A 19,945-nucleotide genomic window follows, 5' to 3' on the forward strand; every position below is an offset into this window, starting at 1 on the left:
TTAGGCGGTTGGCGAGGGGCACGACTGAACTTCTGTCATGCAAAGTTCACATGGAGCGGGTACGCAAAAAAATCAGCAACGGCACAAGCCGTTGCTGATCGGTGTGGCAGGTCGTTGAAAGCTTGGGTTACAGCGGACGACCGATGGCGTTGCAGACGCTGGTGTTGCCGATGCCTTGCGCGTTGGAAGCGGTGGCGAAGGTGTCACGCACGGCTTTTTTCCAGTTGCTTGGCAGTGGTACGAAGCGGTTGTTGTTGATGGCGGTGTCGTTGTTGCTGAAAGCACCGTAGTGACGGGCGAAGAAGGCGCGCACTTGAGTGGTCTGGGTCGCGTCGGCGTAGCACTGGCTGAAGATCACGTTGGTGAAGCCCAGGATCGGGTAGCCGCTGGCTGGGTAAGCGAAGGTGCTTGCACCGCTGGCCGTGGCCGCGAAGACCGGCACCCAGTTGTCCTGGACGGTGGCGTCGATGAAGGAGCCATCAGCGCGCGCTTCGGTTGGCGCCGGGATCAGGCCGATGGCGGTGGAAACGTTGGCAGGCGCAGGCGAAACACCGGCGACCTTGGCCACTTTGGTGGCGTCGTCCAGACCGGCCAATGTGGTTGCGGCGTAATCCGGGCTCATGTAGGTGATACCACCGTCCGTAGCGTTCAGCGCAGTCATCACGCCTTGGCTGCCGTTAGCAGCAACGGCACCGGCCGGCACGCTATTTGCCACGTTGCCGTAGCTCGAAGAGAAGGTTGTGGTGATGGCAAACGCTTTGGCTTCGGTGCACTTGGCGTTCAGGAAGCGGGTGAAGAGTTCAGTTGTACCGCTGGATTCGCTGCGGTAAACAACTTTGATGGCACCCGTGCGGCCGGAACCCGTGATCTGGCTCCAGTCGCTCAAGCGACCGGAGAACACGCCGCACAGTTGGTTAACGCTCAGGTCAACCGCGTTGGTGCCGGCCTTGTTGAACGGAATGGCAACCGAAGTGGCAACCGAAGGCACCTGGATCAATTTGCCCCAGGCAGCTTGGTGGCCATTTTTGTAAGCCAGCAGTTCAGCAATCGACAGTTTGGAATCGCTGCCAGCCCAGTGCACGTTCGTGGCGCCAGTGCCGAACTGGCTATAGTCGTTGTTCAGGAAAGCGATTTTGCCTTTACCGCTGCCCACGCCGATGTACGGGGCGAAGCCTGTGGTGAGCACGCCGGCAGTCTGGTACAGCGGCTGTGGCAGAGTCGCGCCGCCGCCGTTGATGTCAGCCATTGCAGCCTGTGCCGAGCACAGTGCAGCGAGGGTCATGGATGCCGCGAGAACGTTGCGCTTAAACATGAAGAAGCTCCTTTCGTCGTGTTTGTACGTTGGGGTAGATGGCGCTTGCATGACGCTATGGCTCCGGTCCCAAGCCATGTTGCGGGGGTGGCTGGGGGTGAAAACCATGGAGAGAAAGTCGCAGTTTCCGATGACGGTTATAGGAAAAAACCTCGGGAGGAAGGGCTTGATTTTTAAAAAGATTCTCGGGTGTTTTAGTCATGGTTTTGAGCGGTTTCGACGCAGGTGACAGCGAGGTTTCAGCGGGGATTTCGTCAAGGCCGGGCGGGCTGTGGCGAGGGGGCTTGGATGTGACGGAATGAGGAACCCGAGGTTGGGCATGTCGCATCGGGATGCCAGACAATTTTGTTGAAGAAACACGGTTCAACTGTGGGGGGCTTGCTCCCGATAGCGGTGGGTCAGTCACCTCAGTTGTTGCTGACCCGCCGCTATCGGGAGCAAGCCCCCTCCCACATTCAGGTGACGAGTTGGTTGATCTCAATGATCGGCAACAGCACCGCCATCACGATCACCAGCACCACGGCGCCCATCACCACGATCATCAGGGGTTCGAGCAACGCGGTCATGCCCATGGCGCGGCGCTCGATATCCCGCGACAAGGTCTGCGCCGCACGCTCAAGCATCGGCGGCAGCGAGCCGGTTTTTTCGCCGCTGGCGATCAGGTGGATCAACACCGGCGGGAACACTTTTTCCACCGCCAGCGCCGGGGCCAGGTTGACGCCCTCGCGCACCTTGGCCGTGGCATCGTTGACGCACTGGCTCAGGCGGTCGTTGGACAGGGTTTGCCGCGCCGCTTCCAGAGCGCGCAGCAGCGGCACGCCGGCGCCGCCGAGAATCGCCAGGGTCGAGGCAAACCGCGCGGTGTTCAGGCCCAGCACAAAGCGCCCGATCAGCGGCAAACGCAGTACCCGACTGTGCCAGTTCAGGCGCGCCACGGGGTTGCGCAAGTACAGGCGCCAGCTCCAGAAACCACCCACGATGCCGGCAAAACACAGCCAGCCCCAGGCGCGGATAAAGTCGCTGGCGTTGAGCATCGCCAGGGTCAACCCCGGCAGGTCCTGGCGCGCCTGGGAAAACGCACTGACCACCTGGGGCACCACGTAACTCAACAGGAAAATCACAATGCCGATGGACACCAGCCCTACCACACCGGGGTAGATAAACGCCGTGAGAATCTTGCCGCGCAGGTTGTTGCGTTCCTCGATGTAGTCGGCCAGGCGCTCCATCACCTGGGCCAGGTCACCGGACTCCTCCCCCGCCGCGATTAATGCGCGGTAAATCGACGGGAAGTCCCGTGGCCGCGCCGCCAACGCATCGGCCAGGCGCATGCCGCCGCGCACATCGGCACGCACACCGGCCAGGGTCTGGGCGATATGCTTTTTCTCGGCCTGTTCCACCGTGGCGCTCAGCGCCGCTTCCAACGGCAAGCTGGCACCGAGCAGGCTCGCCAGTTGCCGCGTGGCCCAGGCCAGGTCGTTGTCCGACAGCTTGGCGCTGAACAAGCTACTGCCGCCCGCTGCCTGCTGATTGCCTTCGACCTGCACCAGCAGCGCGGTCAGGCCACGGCTGCGTAACGCGGCAAACGCTGCGCTCTGGCTGTCCGCCTCCAGGTGCCCGGCCTCGACCTTGCCGCTGGCGTCGGCGGCTTCATAACGATAGCGATTCATCAGGCGTCCCGTGTCACACGCAGGATTTCTTCGGCGGCGGTGGTGCCACTGCGCACCCAGCGCTCGCCGTCCTCACGCATGCTGAACATGCCAGCACGGCGTGCGGCGAGGCGCAGATCCTGCTCGCCGGCACCCTGGTGGATCAGGCTGCGCAGGTCGTCGTCGATGCAGAACAATTCATGAATACCGGTGCGGCCGCTGTAGCCCGTCTGGTTGCACTGCGCACAACCCACCGGGCGCCAGGTGCCGGGCGCGGCCGGGTCTTCCTGCTTGCACTGCGGGCACAGGCGGCGGACCAGGCGCTGGGCCAAGACGCCCAGCAATGACGAGGCCAACAGGAACGGCTCGACGCCCATATCGATCAGGCGGTTGACCGCCGACACTGCATCGTTGGTGTGTAGGGTCGCCAGTACCAGGTGGCCGGTGAGCGAGGCCTGTACCGCGATTTGCGCGGTCTCCAGGTCGCGGATTTCACCGATCATGATGATGTCCGGGTCCTGGCGCAGAATCGCACGCAAGGCCAAGCCGAAGGTCATGTCGATCTTGGCGTTGACCTGGATCTGGCTGATCCCCGGCAGGTCGTATTCCACCGGGTCTTCGACGGTGAGAATGTTACTGGTACTCGCATCCAGCCGGGCCAGGGCGGCGTAGAGGCTGGTGGTCTTGCCGCTGCCCGTCGGCCCGGTCACCAGCACAATGCCGTGGGGCTGGCGGATCAGCGTGTCGAGGCGCGCCAGCAACTGCGGCTCCATGCCGAGGGTTTCCAGCTGCAAGCGCCCGGCCTGCTTGTCGAGCAAGCGCATCACCACGCGCTCGCCATGCCCGGTGGGCACCGTCGACACACGAATATCAATCGGTCGCCCGGCCACGCGCAGGGCGATACGGCCGTCCTGGGGCAAGCGTTTTTCGGCGATGTCGAGCTGGGCCATGATCTTGATCCGCGACACCAGCGCGCCATGCAGCGCCTTGCGCGGCGACACCACGTCACGCAGGGTGCCATCGACGCGGTAGCGCACCACGGAATGGGTTTCATAGGGTTCGATATGGATATCGCTGGCTTCGTCGCGCGCGGCCTGGGTCAGCAAGGCGTTGATCATACGAATGACCGGCGCGCCGTCCTGGGTGTCGAGCAGGTCGGTGATCTCGGGCATGTCCTGCATCAGGCGGTCGAGGTCGACTTCGTTTTCGGCGGCGCCTACCACGGCGGCGGCGCTGCCAGTGTCGGCGTAAGCGCTGGCGAGGAGGCCATCGAGTTCGTCGTCGCGCACGTGTTCAAGGCGCGACTGGCCGAACTGGCGGTGGACTTCGCTGATCGACCAACCGGGGGTTGAGGGGCAGACGGTGAGCAGCATGCCGTCATCGCCGGGACGCAGGAGGATGCGTTGGGATTTGGCCCAGGCGTAAGGCAGCAGACTCATGGCGTTGCCTCGTTCCCACGCGCAGCAAAGGAATGCATCCCGTGACGCTCCGCGTCACCTTGCGCAGGGCTGGAGATAGGCGTCGACGTCAGGACGCGGAGCGTCCGGGGCGGCATTCCTTTGCCGCGCGTGGGAACGATCAGCGAGATCAGCGATGCGAAGCGAGCCGCTTTTGATCTTGATCTTGCTCTTGATCTTCGGCGCCCCGTTAAACCACGCTGGCCGAACGCAGGCTTTGGAGCGTGGGTAACCCGGCAGGACGCCGGGTTAGCCGCCCTGGGCCAGGGATGGCCCATGGCGGCGGCCCACGCTCCAAAGCCTGCGTTCGGGCACACCGAGCCTAGGCGAGGTGCCGAGTGGTGGGGCGAGGACCTTTTGGTTACTTTTGGGTCCTTCCAAAAGTGACCCGCTGTAAGAGCGGAACCATAAGCGGCCATTACCAAAGGAACGGATATGTACTCGGCCAAAAAGCTCACGGCCGCGCCCCCGAAACCGGCACCGGCACCGGCACCGCCCTGATCACCGCCCGCGGCCCCTGCTGCTGTTGCGCCCCCGGAATCGCCTTCTCCACCGAAGGCAACTGCGGCGCCTGCACATCCGGCATCGCCCAACTGCGCTCCGGCTGCAACCCACTCTGCGCCCGACGCATAAACTCATAGCGGTTCAACGTAATACTGCGCCCCGCCCCACTGTCCCGAATAATGTAGGGCCGCAAAAACACCATCAAATTGGTCTTGCTCACACTGCGCTTTTCGTTGCGAAACAACGCGCCCAACCCCGGAATATCCGACAACCACGGCACCGCGTCATTGCTCTGGCTGTAGCCGTCCTGCAACAACCCGCCCAGCACCATGATCTGCCCATCGTCCAACAAAATGCTGGTATCGATCGCCCGCTTGTTGGTCACCGTGCCCGCGTCCACCGACGCCCGCGAATCCACGCTGCTGACCTCCTGGTAGATATCCAGCTTCACCGTGCCGCCCTCGGAAATTTGCGGCCGAACATTAAGCTTGAGCCCCACCTCTTCACGCTGCACCGTCTGGAACGGGTTGTTGCTGGTGCCGCCACCACCGGTCACATAACTGCCCGTGACAAACGGAATGGTCTGCCCGACAAAAATGCTCGCCGCCTCGTTGTCCAGGGTCAGCAGGTTCGGCGTGGACAGCACGTTGGTGCCGCCCTTGCTCTTCAACGCGCGAGCCAGCACCTTGAGGTCGAGCACTTTGCCGATCCCCGGGATATCCACGGTGCCATCCACCAGGCCGATATTCAGGCCCTTGGGCAGCACATCGATGCTGGTCTTGCTGGTGGGCGTGGCATTCAGGCCGCTGCCGCCCAGGTTTACCCCACCAAAACCGCCCTTGCCGCCCAGGTTGCCCGCTTGCCACTGCACACCGAATTCACTGGCATCGTCTTCGCTGACCTCGACGATCAGGCTTTCGATCACCACTTGGGCGCGGCGCTGGTCGAGCATGTCGATCACTTCGCGCAGGTTGCGGTACAACGGGTCCGGCGCGGAGATCAGCAAGGTGTTGGTGGTGGCGTCCGCCTGGATCGTCACACCGCCGGCGCTGAACGCGGTGCTTTGATCGTTGGGGGTGCTGCCGGTCGCTTGTTTGTCCTGGCCATACACCGGTTGCACACCGTTGCCGGTGGGCGTACCGCTGCTGTTCTGTGCAGCGCTGCCTTGAGTGTTCTGGCTGTTGCCCCCCATGGCACTGAGCTTGCCACGGGACTCGTCGTTGCCCCCGGACTCGCTCTCGCCGGTCAGCAGCCCGCGCAACGACTGGGCCAATTTGCCCGCCTGGGCGTTGCGCAAGTACACCACGTGCATATTGCTCGGGTTGCTCTGGGCGTTATCAAGCTTGTAGATCAGGTTACGCGCCAGCTCCGTACGCTCGGGGCTGCCGGAACGAATGATGATGGAGTTGGAGCGCGGGTCACCGACCACGTTGATTTTCTGGGTCTGGTCGGCGCCCTGGGTTTCCAGCAGCTCGGCGACCATGGCGGCGATGTCCACGGCAATGCCGTTCTGCACTGTCACCACATCGGTGTCGATGGCGCTGGGGGTGTCGATGCCGTCGATGATCTGCGCCACCCGCGCGAGGTTTTCCGCGTAGTCGGTGATGACGATGCTGTTGTTGCCGGGGTAGGCATTGATCGGGTTATTCGGCGACACAATGGGGCGCAGTACCGGGATCAGGTTCACTGCGTTTTCGTATTGCAGGCGAAAGGTGCGGGTCTGCATGCCGCTGCTGCCGGCGCTGTAGATCGGCCCGCCGAGCAACTTGGCATCGGCCTCCGGCACCACCTGCGCCACCCCGCCCACGTCGACCACGCTGAAGCCCTGCATGCGCAGCGCCGCCAGCAGCATGTCGTAGGCCTGGTGCGCCGGCACCTGGCCTTCGCTGACCAGGGTGAGGTTGCCCTTTACCCGTGGGTCGACCAGGAACTGCTGGCCGGTGGCACGGGAGAGCGCGCGCACCACCGCCTGGATATCGGCGTCGACAAAATTCAGTTGCACCGGCTGGTCGCCCAGCGGGTTGCGCGCCTTGACGGCGGCCGGGGCATGGCCACGGGCGCTGTTGGTCACTGGGTGTTGTACGCGTGGCTTGGGCGCCAGCTCGCGTTGGCGGTCGAGCACGGTATCAGCACTACGCCGGGTGTCGGCGAGGGGCTGGCCGAGTTCGCTGTCCACCAGCAACGGCGGCGTGGGCGACTGGCTGGTGCTGCACGCGCTCAGCGCCAGCAACAGCAGCGGCGCGACCTTGTGAAAAGGCGCAGGGTTGGAGACTGACCACTTCATGAAGCTTCCTTAGCGCCAAGCGCCTGATCCATGCGAACGGTCCCGGACACAGTGCCGGCCGAGTTGTCTTCGGCATCCGCGCTACGCTGCAAGCGCGCCTCGGACACCTCCAGGGAAAACGCACGCGGGTTGCCCAGTAACCAGTCCACCACGGCATCGGCCGGGGCGTTGTCGAAGGTCAGGCGCCAGCCGCCAGGCTCCAGTGCCTGCACCTGATAGCGGCCTTGCAGACCGGCGCCATCCAGGGTTTGTCGCAGCGCGGCTTCGTCAGCGAGACGCGGTGCGGCGACCCCCTGTAACAGCCCTTGCAAGGCGTCGGCCTGGGCGCGCAACTTGGGTGTTTCAGCCTGCCAATACGCGATCTTCTTCAAGGGTGGCTGAATCAGCACCAGCCAGGTCAGCAGACTCGCCAGTACCAGGCCGGCGCCGGTCAACATGCGTTTTTCACGCAGGGCCAAGCCGCTCCAGAACACCTGGGCCTGGCCGCGCAAACGGCGCCATTTATTCATCGCCGGCTCCCGGTTTTTCTGTTGTCTCCACCGGGCCGAGGGTCCAGCCGTGGTCATCACGGGTCGCGGCAAAACCGGCCTGGGCCAGGGCGGCCTGCCAATCGCCAGCCACCGCCGGGCTGCGGCTGTCGGCCAGCAACCCGACGCGCAAGCGCCCCTGTTCGAAGGTCAGGCTGTCGACACTGCCGACCATGAACGGCAGGGTGCTGCCGGCGGTTCGCAGCAGGCCGGTGAAGCGCTGGCCAGGGTCGGCGCCAGCGCCGTTTTGCCGCGCAGCCAACTGTTGACGGGCCTGCTGCAAGGGGTTGAGCACCACCGGCAATTCGGGAAAGGCCTGGCGCACCTGCTGGCTCATCCCGGCCTTTAGCCGTTGGCCTTCGTCCACCTGGCGGGCGGCGTAGAGGTTCAGGCCGAGGGTCCAGACAGCGGTGGCCAAGGCAACACAGGCCAGCGCCCTGCCCCATCCCTCGGTCGTGGGTGGGTTGAGGCGGCCATGCAAACCCCAGGCGGGCACAGCACCACTCCAGCGCAGCGCGTCATCCACCAGCGGGACCGCCAGCCCTTCGTCCAACGCCTGCTGCCCCAGCGGATGCACAGCCGCTTGTTGCAGGCTCTGTCGCGTGAGCAAAAACCCTTCGTCCAGCGCCGCAGCGCCAACCGGCAAGGCATACGGCGCCGGGTAGACGCCGCGCACCTTCAGTTGCACCTGCGCCAACACGTGGCTCAGTTGCGCGAGCCCGGCCTTGGGCACCCAGGCCACCTGCACATGCCCATCGTTTTCACGCGGGCCATGGGCGACCTGCATCTGGTCCACCGGGCCCAGGATCAGCGCCTGCGCCGCGCAGGCCACAGCCGCAGCAGTTTTCGCAGGCGCTAACGGCGGCAGCTCCAGGCTGGTCAGCAGGCTGTCTCGGGGATGCAGAAAGCAGTCCACGGCCTGGCGATTTTTACCCAATTGGGCCAGGCGCTCATGGCCTTCGCCGACCACCACGCCACGGTCCAGCCAGGCAAATTTCACCCGGCTTTCAGCGGTCAGTTGATCGAGTGGCGGCAAGCTTATGCGCAAGCGTTTCATACGCCCACCCGTGACCAGATCACCTGGGGCTGACGGTCTTCGGGGCGATGCAACAGCGCGTCGATCGTCACCCGGCGTTGCTCGCGGCGGGCCTGGCCGTGCACACGAAACCACTCGCTGGTGATACCCACTTGCACCGTATCCACGGCCAGTTGAGGCATACGCAGACGGTTGACGAAATCGCCCCGGTTGATAAACCAGTGCCCGCTGTCGCGCTCGGCCACCAGCGCCTGGGCCTGGGACAGGCTGAGCTGCGGCACCACGGCGCTGAGCACTTCGGCGCTGGCGGTGTTGCCGTTGACCCAGGTCGTGCGGGGCAGCACGCTGAGGTAAGTTTGCATGCGCCGCAGCAGCACCGGGTCAAGCCCTTCGATACCACTCAAGTCATCCAGGCTGCGCAGCATCGGGTAGTGGGCGGGCAGTCGATCGTTGCCGGCGCGCTGATCATAGGAGGCGATAACACGCCGGCTGATACGTCGGCTCACGGCCGGATCAACGCCAATCAGCCGGCACAGGCGCTCGAAGCTCTGCAACTGCTCGGCATCCGGCTGCTGGCGGTTGACCAGATTGCGCAGGTTGAATTTGCCCTGCTCGTCGTCAATGCGCCCCACAAATACACCGCCCTGGGCGCGGGCCCAGGGTTGATCGAGGCGGGTCAGCACGTCCTTCTGGCGCGCGTCCCAGAGCATCTGGCGGCTATATTCAAGGCCACCCTGCAACAACCACTCGCCCTGGATGCGCGACTGCTCGGCTTCCAGGCTGCGGGTGAAGACGGTCTGGCGCGTCAGCATGGCGCCTGCGATCACCGCCACCACGGCGGCGATCAGCAAGGCGCTGATGATCGCCATGCCGCGCTGCTTCGCCGCTGCGGGCGAATACCGTTTCATCAGGCGCCTTACAACTGCCAGGAGCCGATATCGGCATTTACGCCGTCGCCATCCGGTTGGCCGTCGGCCCCCAGGGAAAACACATCGACCTCACCGTTGGCGCCTGGGTTGAGGTAGTGGTAAGGGTGGCCCCATGGGTCGTTGGGCAGGCGGTCGAGGTAAGCGCGCCAGTTGCTGTTCTTCGCATCTGCCGGGCGCTCCACCAGTACTTTCAAGCCCTGGTTGAGGCTGGGGTAAGTGCCGTGGTCGAGGCGATAGAGTTTCAGCGCCTGCATCAAGCCGCCGATGTCCTGTTTCGCCGCCGTGGCCCGTGCCTGGTCCGGGCGATCCAGCACCTTGGGCACCACCATCGCCGCGAGTATTCCGAGAATGACCACCACCACCATGATCTCGATCAGGGTGAAGCCACGCTGGCCGCGAGGGCCTGGCAGTGGGGACGTTAGGCGTGCGATATCCATCTCGACATTCCTTGGCTTGGGTGTATTTCGTGGCGCAGTGTTGCAAGAACACATGTCAGTCGTATTGAAAATCCTCGGGAGGTTCGGTCGCCAATCGGTCAACTCACGGCGCTAGTCTGCGGGCCTGTTTCCGGGTTTTGAGAACGCCATGTGCGGTCGTCGCAACGAGCAAGGTTTCACCCTGATTGAAGTGTTGGTGGCGCTGGCGATCATCGCGGTGGCCATGGCGGCAGCCATTCGTGTGGCCGGGTTGATGACCCAGGGCAACGGGCTGTTGCGCGACAAGTCCATGGCGTTGCTGGCGGCGCAAAGTCGGCTGGCGGAGTTGCGACTGGAGGGGCGTTTCAGCAACGGCACAAAGACGTTCAACTGTGATCAAGGCCGCTTGAAACTGCGTTGCGAGCAGACGCTCACGGGCGATGGCCGCCTGTTCCAGGTCAACGTGCAGGTGCTGGACGCCAGCCGCGAGGCGCCGCCCCTGGCTCGCCTGCAGACGCAGGTCAGGGTCGAGTGAGCAGCGGCAAGGCGGGCCCATCCGGCAACTTGTCGAGCTTGACGCGCAGCTTCTCGCCGCCGCGCTCGACCTCCACGCCGTCGCCTTCGATGGCCGTCAACCGTACACCCGGGCTGAGGCGTTCACCCAACAAAAAACTGCGCGGCGGGCCGTCGTTGAGGCTGAGAATCGCCACTGCACCGCGTGCGCCGGCGAGTACCCCGGTCACTTTGACCTGCAATGCCATCGGCGCATTGGCAAACCATTGCAACGCCGGGTTATCGCTACGCGCCGCCAAGGCCTGGGACGTGACTGAGGGCGTATGGGATTCGGCGGAGGTGAGCAGCAGCGGCGTCCATATTGCAACACCGGCCAAAGCCGCCAGCAATGCCAGGGCCTGCACGCCATGGGCGGGTGAAAAACCAAGGGGGAATGCCATGGGGAGAACCTCCTGTTTGTCCGTGGCACTAGCGTACAGGGCAATTCGCACGTTTTTATTTCACAAGCTCTCCAGTTCTCCAGGGGTCATCCGATGAAACAGCAAGGCTTCACCCTGATCGAGTTGATGGTGGTGCTGGTGATCATCGGTATCGCCAGCGCCGCCATCAGCCTGACGATCAAGCCCGACCCGCTGCACCTGCTGCGCAAGGACGCCGAGCGCCTGAGCCAAGTGCTGCAAGTGGCCCAGGCCGAAGCCCGCGCCGATGGCCGCGCCATCACCTGGCGCGCCGACGCCAAGGGCTTTCGCTTCAACCGCCGCAGCGATGACGGCCTGGGCGTGGAGTCGTTCCAGGGCGATTCCCAACTGCGCCCGCGCCCGTGGGAGAGCACGCCGATGCAAGTCAACATCGAACCCAGACAAACCCTGGTACTCGACGCCGAATGGATCAACCCCCCGCTGCGGATGGTGCTGTCCGACGGGCAGCACAGCCTCAGCCTGCAACGCGATGCCGCAGGCAGGATGCGCGTGGTGAGCCAGCCATGAACAACGCCCAGCAAGGCTTCACCCTGATCGAAGTGATGGTGGCGATCATGCTGATGGCGGTGGTCAGCCTCATCGCCTGGCGTGGCCTCGACAGCGTTACCCGTGCCGATCAGCACTTACAGGCCAGCACCGAACAGACCGAAGTGTTGTTGCGGGCGCTGAACCAACTGCAGCGCGATATCAGCTTGCGTGCCAGCGTCGAGTTGGCCGTACCGGCTACGACTGAAGACGCCATAACCAAAACCGATAAGCTCGCGGCCGTGACGGTGCGCAGTTCCGACAGCAAAGGTTTTCGGCTGGACGTGATCCGCAGCGCGCCGGTCGCGGGAGACGGTTTACAACGGGTGCGCTGGTGGCTCAAGGGCGACAACCTGTACCGCGCGGCGGCGCCTGCACGGGATCGCTTCCCATTGCCGGCAGCGAAGGACGCGGTGGTGGTGCTGACCGGGGTCAGTGATCTACAGGTGCGGGTCTGGGAGGCTGATAAGGGCTGGCGGCAGTTGAGCGGGAATCGGCGGGAAGATCCGCTGGGGATGGAGATCAGCATGGAGCGGCAGACGGCGCAGGGCGTGGAACGGTATCGGCAGGTGTTGGGGCCTTTCAGGAGCCAGCTTGACTGACTCGCGGCCTCGTCTCTTTCGCGATTGGAAGCGCCTTCTCTCTCTTTGCTGATGGTCTGCTTTGGGAAAACTCTTACGAAAACCTCGGAAAACACCACCTGAGCAAGGCAGCAACCGCGTGATTTGATCCGGGTCTTTTCGGACAGGGATCGTTGCGCATGACAGACACGCTGTGGGCCGCCCGCGAGGGTGATGCGCTTCTGCACAGTTTAATGCTGGCGGATGTATTGGGCGGTGTATTGGAGATTGCGGCCAGCGTGGCGGTGACTGCATTGGCGACTGCAGCGGTGGTTGCAGCGACAGGTATCACCGTGGCTACCGGTGGCCTCGGCTGTTTTGTACTGGGCGCCGTCGTCGGTGTGGTAGTCGGCATCGGCATGAGCAAGACCGGTGCGGATAAAGGCCTCTCACGATTATGTGAGTCTTTTGCCGATGCGCTGTTCCCGCCTGTCATCGATGCATTTATCCGCAGCGGTTCGCCCGACGTATTTATCAACGGCAAACCGGCTGCGCGCGCGGCCGGCAAAATTGCGGCTGTCGTCGAGGCGCCTGGTGATGCACCTGCTTATCTGGATATCGCAGAAGGTTTCTTCTCTCAGCTATGGCGCCCTGCGGTGGCTACCCCGGTGGCGGGCGCCGTGCCTAGTCCTGCCGATAAAGTCGACTGCAATAAACACCCGCCGATGCCGGAACAATACGTGGCCGAAGGCTCGAGCAAGGTGTTCATTAACGGTCAGCCCGCCGCACGCAGCGGGGACCGCAGTACGTGCGAGGCCAAGGTCGGGGCGGTCAAGGGGCTGATTTCGTCGAATGTGATCATCGGCGGAGCGCCCCTGGTGGTTCGCGAGATTCGCAGCGGCAAGACGCCCGGTGTGGGGCTGGCGGTGACGGCGCTGCTGACGTTGCGCGGTGGCGGCTCGAAATTTTTCAGCAAGCTGCCCTGTATGGCCGTGGGCGGGCTGGTGTCTTGGGGCACCAGTCAGGTGACCAACGCCATGACCTCGGCGGTCGTGGGTTCGCCCAACCCGGTGCACAGCGCCACGGGGGCGAAAATTTTGGACGGCGAGGATGACCTGGACTTCGCCCTGCCCGGTCTGCTGCCTATCGAATGGCAACGCTATCACAGCAGCCGTGATGAACGTCGGGACGGCTTTTTTGGTGCCAGTTGGAGTGTGATCTACGAGGTCTTCGTCGAAGTTGATGTACATCCCGAGGGCGGCGAAAGACTGATCTACACCGACGAGCAGGCCCGGCAGATCGATATGGGCTCCATCACCCTGGGTGGCGCGGTGTTCAGCGCGGGCGAAGGCTTGAGCGTACGGCGCGATACCAACGGCCAGTTGCTGATTGAAAGCGTCGACGGGCTCTATCGGCTATTCGAACCAACGCCGGGTAACCCGTCGCACCTGCGCTTGAGCCAATTGGGGGATCGCAACGACAACCGCATCCTCCTCGACTATGACGCCCAAGGCCGCCTGGGCCAATTACACGATCCCTTCAACGATGTACGAGTGGAACTGGGCTACAGCCAGCAATGGCCTGGCCGGGTCGCTCATATTGATCGCCTGTTCGCCGATCACAGCCGAGAAACCCTCGTCAGCTATGCCTATGACACGCGCGGCGACCTCGCAGAAGTGCGGGATACCACCGGGCATTTACAGCGCCGCTTTGCCTACGACAGCGGCCAGCGCATGGTCGAGCACCAACTGCCCACCGGCCTGCGTTGTTACTACGAGTGGGCGTGCGTGGAGGACACCGAGTGGCGCGTGGTGCGGCACTGGACCGATGAGGGCGATCATTACCAATTTGACTATGACCTGCTGGCCGGGATCACGCAGATTACCGATGGCTTGCAACGGGTCAGCACACGCCGCTGGAACCCGCAGTACCAAATCACCGAATACACCGACAACCTCGGCCAAACCTGGCAATTCGAATGGAATGACGAGCGCCAGTTACTCAGCGCCACCGATCCCCAAGCCGGTCAGTGGCGGTTCAGCTACGACGAGTCCGGCAACCTGTGCGATACGCAAGATCCGTTGGGCCGCATCGAGTCCACGTTGTGGCTGGAACATTGGTCACTGCCGTTGGTGGAGACCGATGCAGCGGGCCAAGCGTGGCAATACCGGTACGACCAGCGCGGCAATTGCGTCAGAGAGACCGACCCCTTGGGGCACGTCACGCGCTACCGCCATGACGCGTTTGGGCAGGTGGTGGAAATCACCGATGCCACCGGCAAGAGCAAAACCTTGCGTTGGAATGAATTCGGCCAGGTGACACACCACGCCGATTGCTCCGGCTACCCGACCGATTTCAAGTATGACCGGCGCGGGCACCTACGCGCTGTCATCGACGCCTTTGGTGAACATGTTCGGTATACGCACGACCCCCAAGGGCGCCTGCTGCACGTCGAAATGCCCGAAGACCGCACGGAACGCTACGTACGTGATACCTGTGGGCAACTGGTTGCCTTCACTGATGCCGCCGGCAGCACCACGCGCTACCAATACGGTCGTCGTGGGCAGATACGCCAACGCATTGATGCCCATGGCCGCCAGATCGAGTTCCGCTACGACGCCTATGGCCGCTTGCAAACCCTGGCCAATGAAAATGGCGAGCGCTACCGTTTTACCTGGGACGCCGCCGACCGGCTGCGCGAACAGCAAGACCTGGACGGCAGCGCCCGGCGCTACACCTATGACCCGCTGGATAACGTATCCGCAGTTGAATACGCCCCATCACCCGCTGACGAGGGGCCGACGCCAGCAACCTCCATCATCCATCGACTGGAACGGGATGCAGCGGGCCGACTGCGGGTTAAAACCACGGATGACGGCCGTACCGAATACACCTATGACCTCCACGACCAACTGACCGCCACCACCTTCACTGGCAACGACGGTCACACTCAGGCATTGGCTTTTGCCTACGACCCACTCGGCCAACTGCTCACCGAACAAAGCGCCGTCGGCAGCCTGAACCACCACTATGACGAACTCGGCAACCTGACTCAGTCCGAACTACCCGACGGCAGCTGGCTCAATCGCCTGTACTACGGCAGCGGCCACCTGCACCAGATCAACCTCGACGGTCGCGTTATCAGCGACTTCGAACGCGACCGCCTGCACCGCGAAGTACTGCGCACCCAAGGCCAGATCACGACGCGCAGCGAATATGACCGCAGCGGCCGCCTGCACTCGCGCGCCCGCCGCCCTACAGGCCACCCCCGGCAGCTGCCGGCGGCCCAACAAAAAAACTATGAGTACGACCCGGCCAACAACCTGATCGGCCGCCTGGAGTCGGACCAACGTCAATTGCTGCACTACGACGCGACCGGTCGGATCATCGCGACCCAGGACAACACCCTGGGCCAACGCGAAACCTTCGCCTACGACGCCGCCGCCAACCTGCTCGACGGCCCGCAAACCTCGGGCGGCTTGGTGCGCCATAACCGGCTGCTGACCTACCAGGACAAGCGCTACCGCTACGACGGCTTCGGCCGACTGATCGAAAAACGCAGCGCCGCGAGAGGCTTGCAACGCTTCGCCTACGACGCAGAACACCGCCTGATCGAAGTTCGAAGTCGAAAGGGCGAGCGCGAAACAGTCGTGAACATGACCTATGACCCGCTCGGCCGGCGCATCGCCAAAACCGAATACGACAGTCACGGGTATCCGTTGGGTGAAACCCGCTTCGGCTGGGATGGCTTGCGCCTGTTGCAGGAGCATCGGCATAGCCAGACCAGCCTCTATATCTATGAGGACGATGGCTATGTACCCCTGGCCCGAGTCGACGGGACGGGCGAACATCAGCGCGTGCGTTATTACCACAACGACCTGAACGGGTTGCCGGAACAACTGACAGAAGACGATGGAAAAACGGTGTGGCAGGCGCGGTATCAGGTGTGGGGTAACACGGTTGAAGAGGTGCGGGAGCCGTACTTTGTTGAAGGGCAGAATTTGCGGTTTCAGGGGCAGTACCTGGACCGGGAGACCGGGCTGCATTTCAATACGTTTCGGTTCTATGATCCGGATGTGGGGCGGTTTACGACGCCGGATCCGATTGGGTTGGCGGGTGGCTTTAACCTTTATCAATATGCTCCGAACCCTTTCGAATGGGTCGACCCCAAAGGCTTGGCGTGCGGCGCCTACAAGGGAAAACTGAATAAAAAATCCTCGCAGATGCGCGTACTAGCTAAAGGCTCAAAAGAGTGGAAGCAAGCCGTCGCAGATAACAGGATAGCCATGGCCAATGGAGAAAAATTTCAAGTAAAGGTAAATTCAAGCTCTGACGCAAAGGCTTTCTTGAACGATTCACAAGGTAATATGAACCGTTATAAGGCTCATACCCAAAGCGCTCGCGCCGATGGTGTAGCAAAATACCCGAAAGGCTACGAGCAACATATGGCTCCAGAGGGCGGCTTTGGGGATACGCCTCACATCAAGTGGTACAACAATGGAGGGGATGGTCATATTTTCTATGACATCCCAAACTAGCATGAACAATAATTATCGCTTTGAAAAACTTAAAAAACTTGAATTAGGCCCTAACGAAAATAAAGAAGACATCTACTCGCTGATGCTAAGGCCAACTCTGTCGGGCAACATAATTCAAGTTTTTGATTCGCTCGCGGAGCTGAAGCCTAACTTGAGTTCAGATTATTACTACATTGCGCACAACCTAGTTACGCGAAAAGGTAAAAAAATATTTTTTAAAGGTGATCTGTATAAAGCAAAAATACATGACCTTTTGAATTTTCTTGATGAGGCCATAAACTCAGATGACTTAAGAGAACTATTAATTTCTCCAGTCGAAGCAAACTCAACGAGAAAAGTATTCTACTGTTCAGAAGATGCATTTTATATGTACGCAGCAGAAGACAATTAAAAAATGCGCACCCCATAAGCCAAACGGGACAGATCTATTTACAGTCAACCGAGGCGAATGGCCGGACGGCCTGGAAGTCTCGGTAACCGATGCAGGGGAACGCTGACATCGCCAGGCACCGCAGCAATGGATCGGTCATCAAACTAACTCAACAACACAACGCCCCCCGGCAACTCCGTACACTTCGCCCCATACGCATCCCGAATCAACAACGCCACACCCGCCAGCTGTTGCAAACTGAACCGCGCCTGCACCCGCCGCTTGCCCAGTTCGGTGTTCAACAACACCAACATCCCCGGCCGATAGCGATTGATCTCATCGACCACCGTCGCCAACGTCGCGTTGTTGAACACCAATACCTGCTCACGCCACGCCACCACCGCCTGCGCGTCGACGGTTGCCGGCTCACCCACGCCGGCGGCGCCGTAGGTCAATTGCCGACCGCTCTCCAGGCGCACACTGCGCCCTGCGACATCTACCGAAAGCCAGCCCTCGATACAGGTCACGCAGACATTGCGGTCGGTATGACGCACATTGAACCGTGCCTGGGCCGCGCTCACCCAACCCTCCCCGGCCTGGACCTTGAGTGGCTGCGCAACGTGGGCAACCACCTCGACTTCGCCTTCAAGCAGTTCAATCCCCTGCCCCACCCGGCTGATGCGCGTTTGGGTGTTGAGCTCCAGGCTCACGCCCTCGCTCAACAGCACCTGGCGCTGCTCGCCGACGTCGGTGCGATAGTCTGCGGCCAACCCGGCAAACCCGCCCGGCACGCCGACGCGCACCATCACCAGCGCCGCCGACGCCGCAATGGCGCCGCCCAGGAACGCACGCCGACCAAAGTGGCGCGGGCGCTCCGACTGTTCAGCCGCGGCGCCCAAGTGCTGCCACAACGCCTTGGCCCGCTCGAACGCCTGGGCATGCTCAGGGCTTTGGGCGCACCACACGTTCAAAGCCTTGGCATCGGCCACGGTGGCGCGGCCGGAGGTCAGCAGCACCAGCCAGTCACGTGCTTCATCGTGCAATGGGCTGGCGGGTGTCTGCCGGGCGGTGGAGAGACTAAAAATATTCAAGCGCGCAAATACTCACGGTTTTATCAGGAACTCAACACTAAGACGGTTTTCCGGCCCCGGGACCGAACCGCTGAATCACTTTTCTTTCCAGGCGCTTGGCACAATGGCCCAGGGCGGCCTTGATTTCCTTCTCGACCATGCGTGTGGAAATGCCGAAACGCTGGGATATTTCCAGGTGCGGCGCCTCTTCCAGGCGCGCGGCGATGAGGATCTTGCGCCGGCGTGCCGGCAATTCGTAGAGGGCCTTGACCAGGGACTGGATTTCTTTCTGCCCGCCTACCACCCGCGAGGGGTCCTGGGCTTCGTCGGCGCGTTGCAGCAACTCTTCGACCTCACTGCCGGTGAGCAGCCGGGCATCGGCCTCGCGGCGGTCGGCGGCGATGTTCAAGGCCATGCGGTACAGGTAGGCATTGGGTTGCGCAATGTTTGGCGGCACCTCCATGCGGTCGACCCGCAGGTAGGTTTCATGCAGGACGTCGTTGGCCAGGTCCTCCGAGCCCAGGCGCTTGCGCAAACGCACCTTGAAGTCTTCGTAGGACGCCAGGAACAAACTGACCATCGTACTGTGCCCGGTGTTCTTCATCCGCCCGAGGCTCCTTTCCCTGCTGTGCAGTCCATGCGTGTTCCTGTTGTGTCAGGCATCAAAAGTAAAGTCACCGGCTGACGCAGTGAGCTGGGCGCAGGGCGTTCAACCCTGGCAGCGCCCAGGCTACGTACCAATGCTTCATCGCGTTGTTCATCGCCGGTGGAGCTGACCAGCCGGCTGTGTTCAATCATGCCGTCGGGGTTGACCCACACCTGCACCAGCGCCCTGAAACTGCCGGGCCGGGTCAACGGCGAACGGCACAAACCTGTCTCGATCGCCTGCTGCAACGCGGTGGCATAACTGGTGTTGATCCGTGCAGCGTTGCGTGCCGACGTACCACGGGACGCACGCGGCTGGCTGACCTCAGGCAGCTGTAAGGTAAACGCATCATTGCGTACATAACGCGCCATCAGGCCACTTCCTGTCAGCAGCATCGCCAGAGCCTCCTGCGCCGTGAAGCGCCCGCGCACACTGATGGCGCGCCGGCCCCGCGTCAGGTCACGGTCGACCAGCACGGCCATCCCGCTGGCGCGGCTGTACGCTTGCAGTGCGTGTTCCAGGTCTTGCGCCGGCAGGTCCAGAATCAACAGCGGTGTTTCTGCGTTTGCGGGCTGGGCAACCGCCAACAGCAAGACCAGCACGCCTACCGCGCGTCGCCAAGCCCCCTGTTCCCCCCCCGCGTTGCCTCGCTGCACGGCCGACGTGTCCTCGAAAACCGTCATCCTGAGGCCAGTTTATGAATCTGATGTTACGGTGATAGCAAAAAAAACATCACGGTGACGGCAAGCCCGTTGCACTACACTTCGCAGCGAAAAGGCCTACTCCCTCGGGCCCTGCCAGGAGGCCCAAGATGAAGCGGTTCCCGACCCTCGCCAGCCTGTTGTTGTGTGCACTGCTGCCGCTGATCGCCCATGCCGAAAACGCCGCCAATAGCTGCGCCGAAGTCACGGTGGATGGTTACAAGGCCCCCGACTATGCCTGCCTGGGCCAGCAGATGGGCAACACACCGAATGCGGCCAAGGCCACGCAGAAGAACCGCGAGGCCCAGATCGTGCCGGTACAGAAGCGGCCGCCGAATCAGGTGGGGTTGTCCACCCCGGCGACCACCGGTATCCGCATGGGCAATACCTTCGGGACTTCGGTCAAACCGCAGCGGCCGTGAGGGCACCACC

General features: G+C 62.4%; 18 protein-coding genes. 6 read left to right on the forward strand and 12 right to left on the reverse strand.

Going from position 1 to position 19,945, the window contains the following annotated elements; translation table 11 throughout:
- Positions 1-127 precede the first annotated feature (127 nt).
- The 8 genes from ACR52_RS28015 to gspG form a co-directional block, all read right to left on the reverse strand.
- Positions 128-1,312, reverse strand: coding sequence for a substrate-binding domain-containing protein (locus ACR52_RS28015; protein ID WP_048731539.1), 1,185 nt, complete (start codon positions 1,310-1,312; stop codon positions 128-130).
- 455 nt (positions 1,313-1,767) lie between these two features.
- Positions 1,768-2,979, reverse strand: a complete 1,212-nt coding sequence (gspF, locus tag ACR52_RS28025) for a type II secretion system inner membrane protein GspF (protein WP_048731542.1) — start codon at positions 2,977-2,979, stop codon at positions 1,768-1,770.
- Positions 2,979-4,397: a type II secretion system ATPase GspE gene (gene gspE, locus ACR52_RS28030; RefSeq protein WP_048731543.1), complete on the reverse strand. Its 1,419-nt coding sequence runs from the start codon at positions 4,395-4,397 to the stop codon at positions 2,979-2,981. The genes gspF and gspE overlap by 1 nt, the downstream gene beginning before the upstream one ends.
- Positions 4,398-4,869: 472 nt before the next feature.
- Positions 4,870-7,203: a type II secretion system secretin GspD gene (gene gspD, locus ACR52_RS28040; RefSeq protein ID WP_048731547.1), complete on the reverse strand. Its 2,334-nt coding sequence runs from the start codon at positions 7,201-7,203 to the stop codon at positions 4,870-4,872.
- On the reverse strand, positions 7,200-7,712 hold the full coding sequence (gene gspM, locus ACR52_RS28045) for a type II secretion system protein GspM (protein WP_048731549.1): 513 nt from the start codon (positions 7,710-7,712) through the stop codon (positions 7,200-7,202). Before gspM ends, gspD begins: the two co-directional genes overlap by 4 nt.
- The gene (gene gspL / locus ACR52_RS28050; protein ID WP_048731550.1) at positions 7,705-8,787 is read right to left on the reverse strand and encodes a type II secretion system protein GspL; all 1,083 of its coding nucleotides are present in this window, start codon (positions 8,785-8,787) and stop codon (positions 7,705-7,707) included. Before gspL ends, gspM begins: the two co-directional genes overlap by 8 nt.
- Positions 8,784-9,674, reverse strand: coding sequence for a type II secretion system minor pseudopilin GspK (gspK, locus tag ACR52_RS28055; protein WP_048731551.1), 891 nt, complete (start codon positions 9,672-9,674; stop codon positions 8,784-8,786). Before gspK ends, gspL begins: the two co-directional genes overlap by 4 nt.
- An 8-nt stretch (positions 9,675-9,682) precedes the next feature.
- Complete coding sequence (gene gspG, locus ACR52_RS28060; RefSeq protein WP_048731553.1) at positions 9,683-10,132, reverse strand: type II secretion system major pseudopilin GspG; 450 nt, start codon at positions 10,130-10,132, stop codon at positions 9,683-9,685.
- 148 nt (positions 10,133-10,280) lie between these two features.
- On the opposite strand from gspG, the gene gspI reads away from it, so the two are divergent.
- Entirely contained in the window at positions 10,281-10,646 is a 366-nt protein-coding gene (gene gspI / locus ACR52_RS28065; protein ID WP_048731555.1) for a type II secretion system minor pseudopilin GspI, read from the forward strand.
- Here the strand turns inward: gspI and ACR52_RS28070 are convergent.
- The gene (locus ACR52_RS28070; RefSeq protein WP_048731556.1) at positions 10,633-11,064 is read right to left on the reverse strand and encodes a type II secretion system protein N; all 432 of its coding nucleotides are present in this window, start codon (positions 11,062-11,064) and stop codon (positions 10,633-10,635) included. The genes gspI and ACR52_RS28070 overlap by 14 nt on opposite strands.
- Before the next feature lie 93 nt (positions 11,065-11,157).
- Here ACR52_RS28070 and gspH point away from each other — a divergent pair, with 93 nt between their 5' ends.
- The 4 genes from gspH to ACR52_RS28090 all read left to right on the forward strand — a co-directional run bounded on the left by gspH (position 11,158) and on the right by ACR52_RS28090 (position 17,117).
- Positions 11,158-11,610 carry a type II secretion system minor pseudopilin GspH gene (gspH, locus tag ACR52_RS28075; protein WP_048731558.1) on the forward strand — a complete coding sequence of 151 codons (453 nt, stop codon included), beginning with the start codon at positions 11,158-11,160 and terminating at the stop codon, positions 11,608-11,610.
- The gene (locus tag ACR52_RS28080) at positions 11,607-12,230 is read left to right on the forward strand and encodes a type II secretion system protein GspJ (protein WP_048731560.1); all 624 of its coding nucleotides are present in this window, start codon (positions 11,607-11,609) and stop codon (positions 12,228-12,230) included. The genes gspH and ACR52_RS28080 overlap by 4 nt, the downstream gene beginning before the upstream one ends.
- A gap of 158 nt (positions 12,231-12,388) precedes the next feature.
- Positions 12,389-16,726 (forward strand): RHS repeat-associated core domain-containing protein, encoded by a 4,338-nt coding sequence (locus ACR52_RS28085; RefSeq protein ID WP_082143270.1) that lies wholly within the window; start codon positions 12,389-12,391, stop codon positions 16,724-16,726.
- Between the two features lies 1 nt (position 16,727).
- A complete protein-coding gene (locus ACR52_RS28090; RefSeq protein WP_048731807.1) occupies positions 16,728-17,117 on the forward strand; it encodes a hypothetical protein in 390 nt (129 codons plus the stop codon).
- Between the two features lie 143 nt (positions 17,118-17,260).
- On the opposite strand, the gene ACR52_RS28095 is transcribed toward ACR52_RS28090, so the two are convergent.
- The 3 genes from ACR52_RS28095 to ACR52_RS28105 are packed head-to-tail and all read right to left on the reverse strand — an operon-like array spanning position 17,261 to position 19,411.
- Entirely contained in the window at positions 17,261-18,187 is a 927-nt protein-coding gene (locus ACR52_RS28095) for a FecR family protein (protein WP_048731563.1), read from the reverse strand.
- A gap of 37 nt (positions 18,188-18,224) precedes the next feature.
- The gene (locus tag ACR52_RS28100) at positions 18,225-18,770 is read right to left on the reverse strand and encodes an RNA polymerase sigma factor (RefSeq protein ID WP_048731565.1); all 546 of its coding nucleotides are present in this window, start codon (positions 18,768-18,770) and stop codon (positions 18,225-18,227) included.
- Positions 18,767-19,411, reverse strand: coding sequence for a secretin and TonB N-terminal domain-containing protein (locus ACR52_RS28105; RefSeq protein ID WP_048731808.1), 645 nt, complete (start codon positions 19,409-19,411; stop codon positions 18,767-18,769). Before ACR52_RS28105 ends, ACR52_RS28100 begins: the two co-directional genes overlap by 4 nt.
- Before the next feature lie 212 nt (positions 19,412-19,623).
- On the opposite strand from ACR52_RS28105, the gene ACR52_RS28110 reads away from it, so the two are divergent.
- Complete coding sequence (locus ACR52_RS28110; protein WP_048731567.1) at positions 19,624-19,935, forward strand: hypothetical protein; 312 nt, start codon at positions 19,624-19,626, stop codon at positions 19,933-19,935.
- The last annotated feature ends 10 nt before the right edge of the window (positions 19,936-19,945 follow it).

Source organism: Pseudomonas fildesensis, from assembly GCF_001050345.1.
In the GTDB taxonomy this organism is placed as follows: domain Bacteria; phylum Pseudomonadota; class Gammaproteobacteria; order Pseudomonadales; family Pseudomonadaceae; genus Aquipseudomonas; species Aquipseudomonas fildesensis.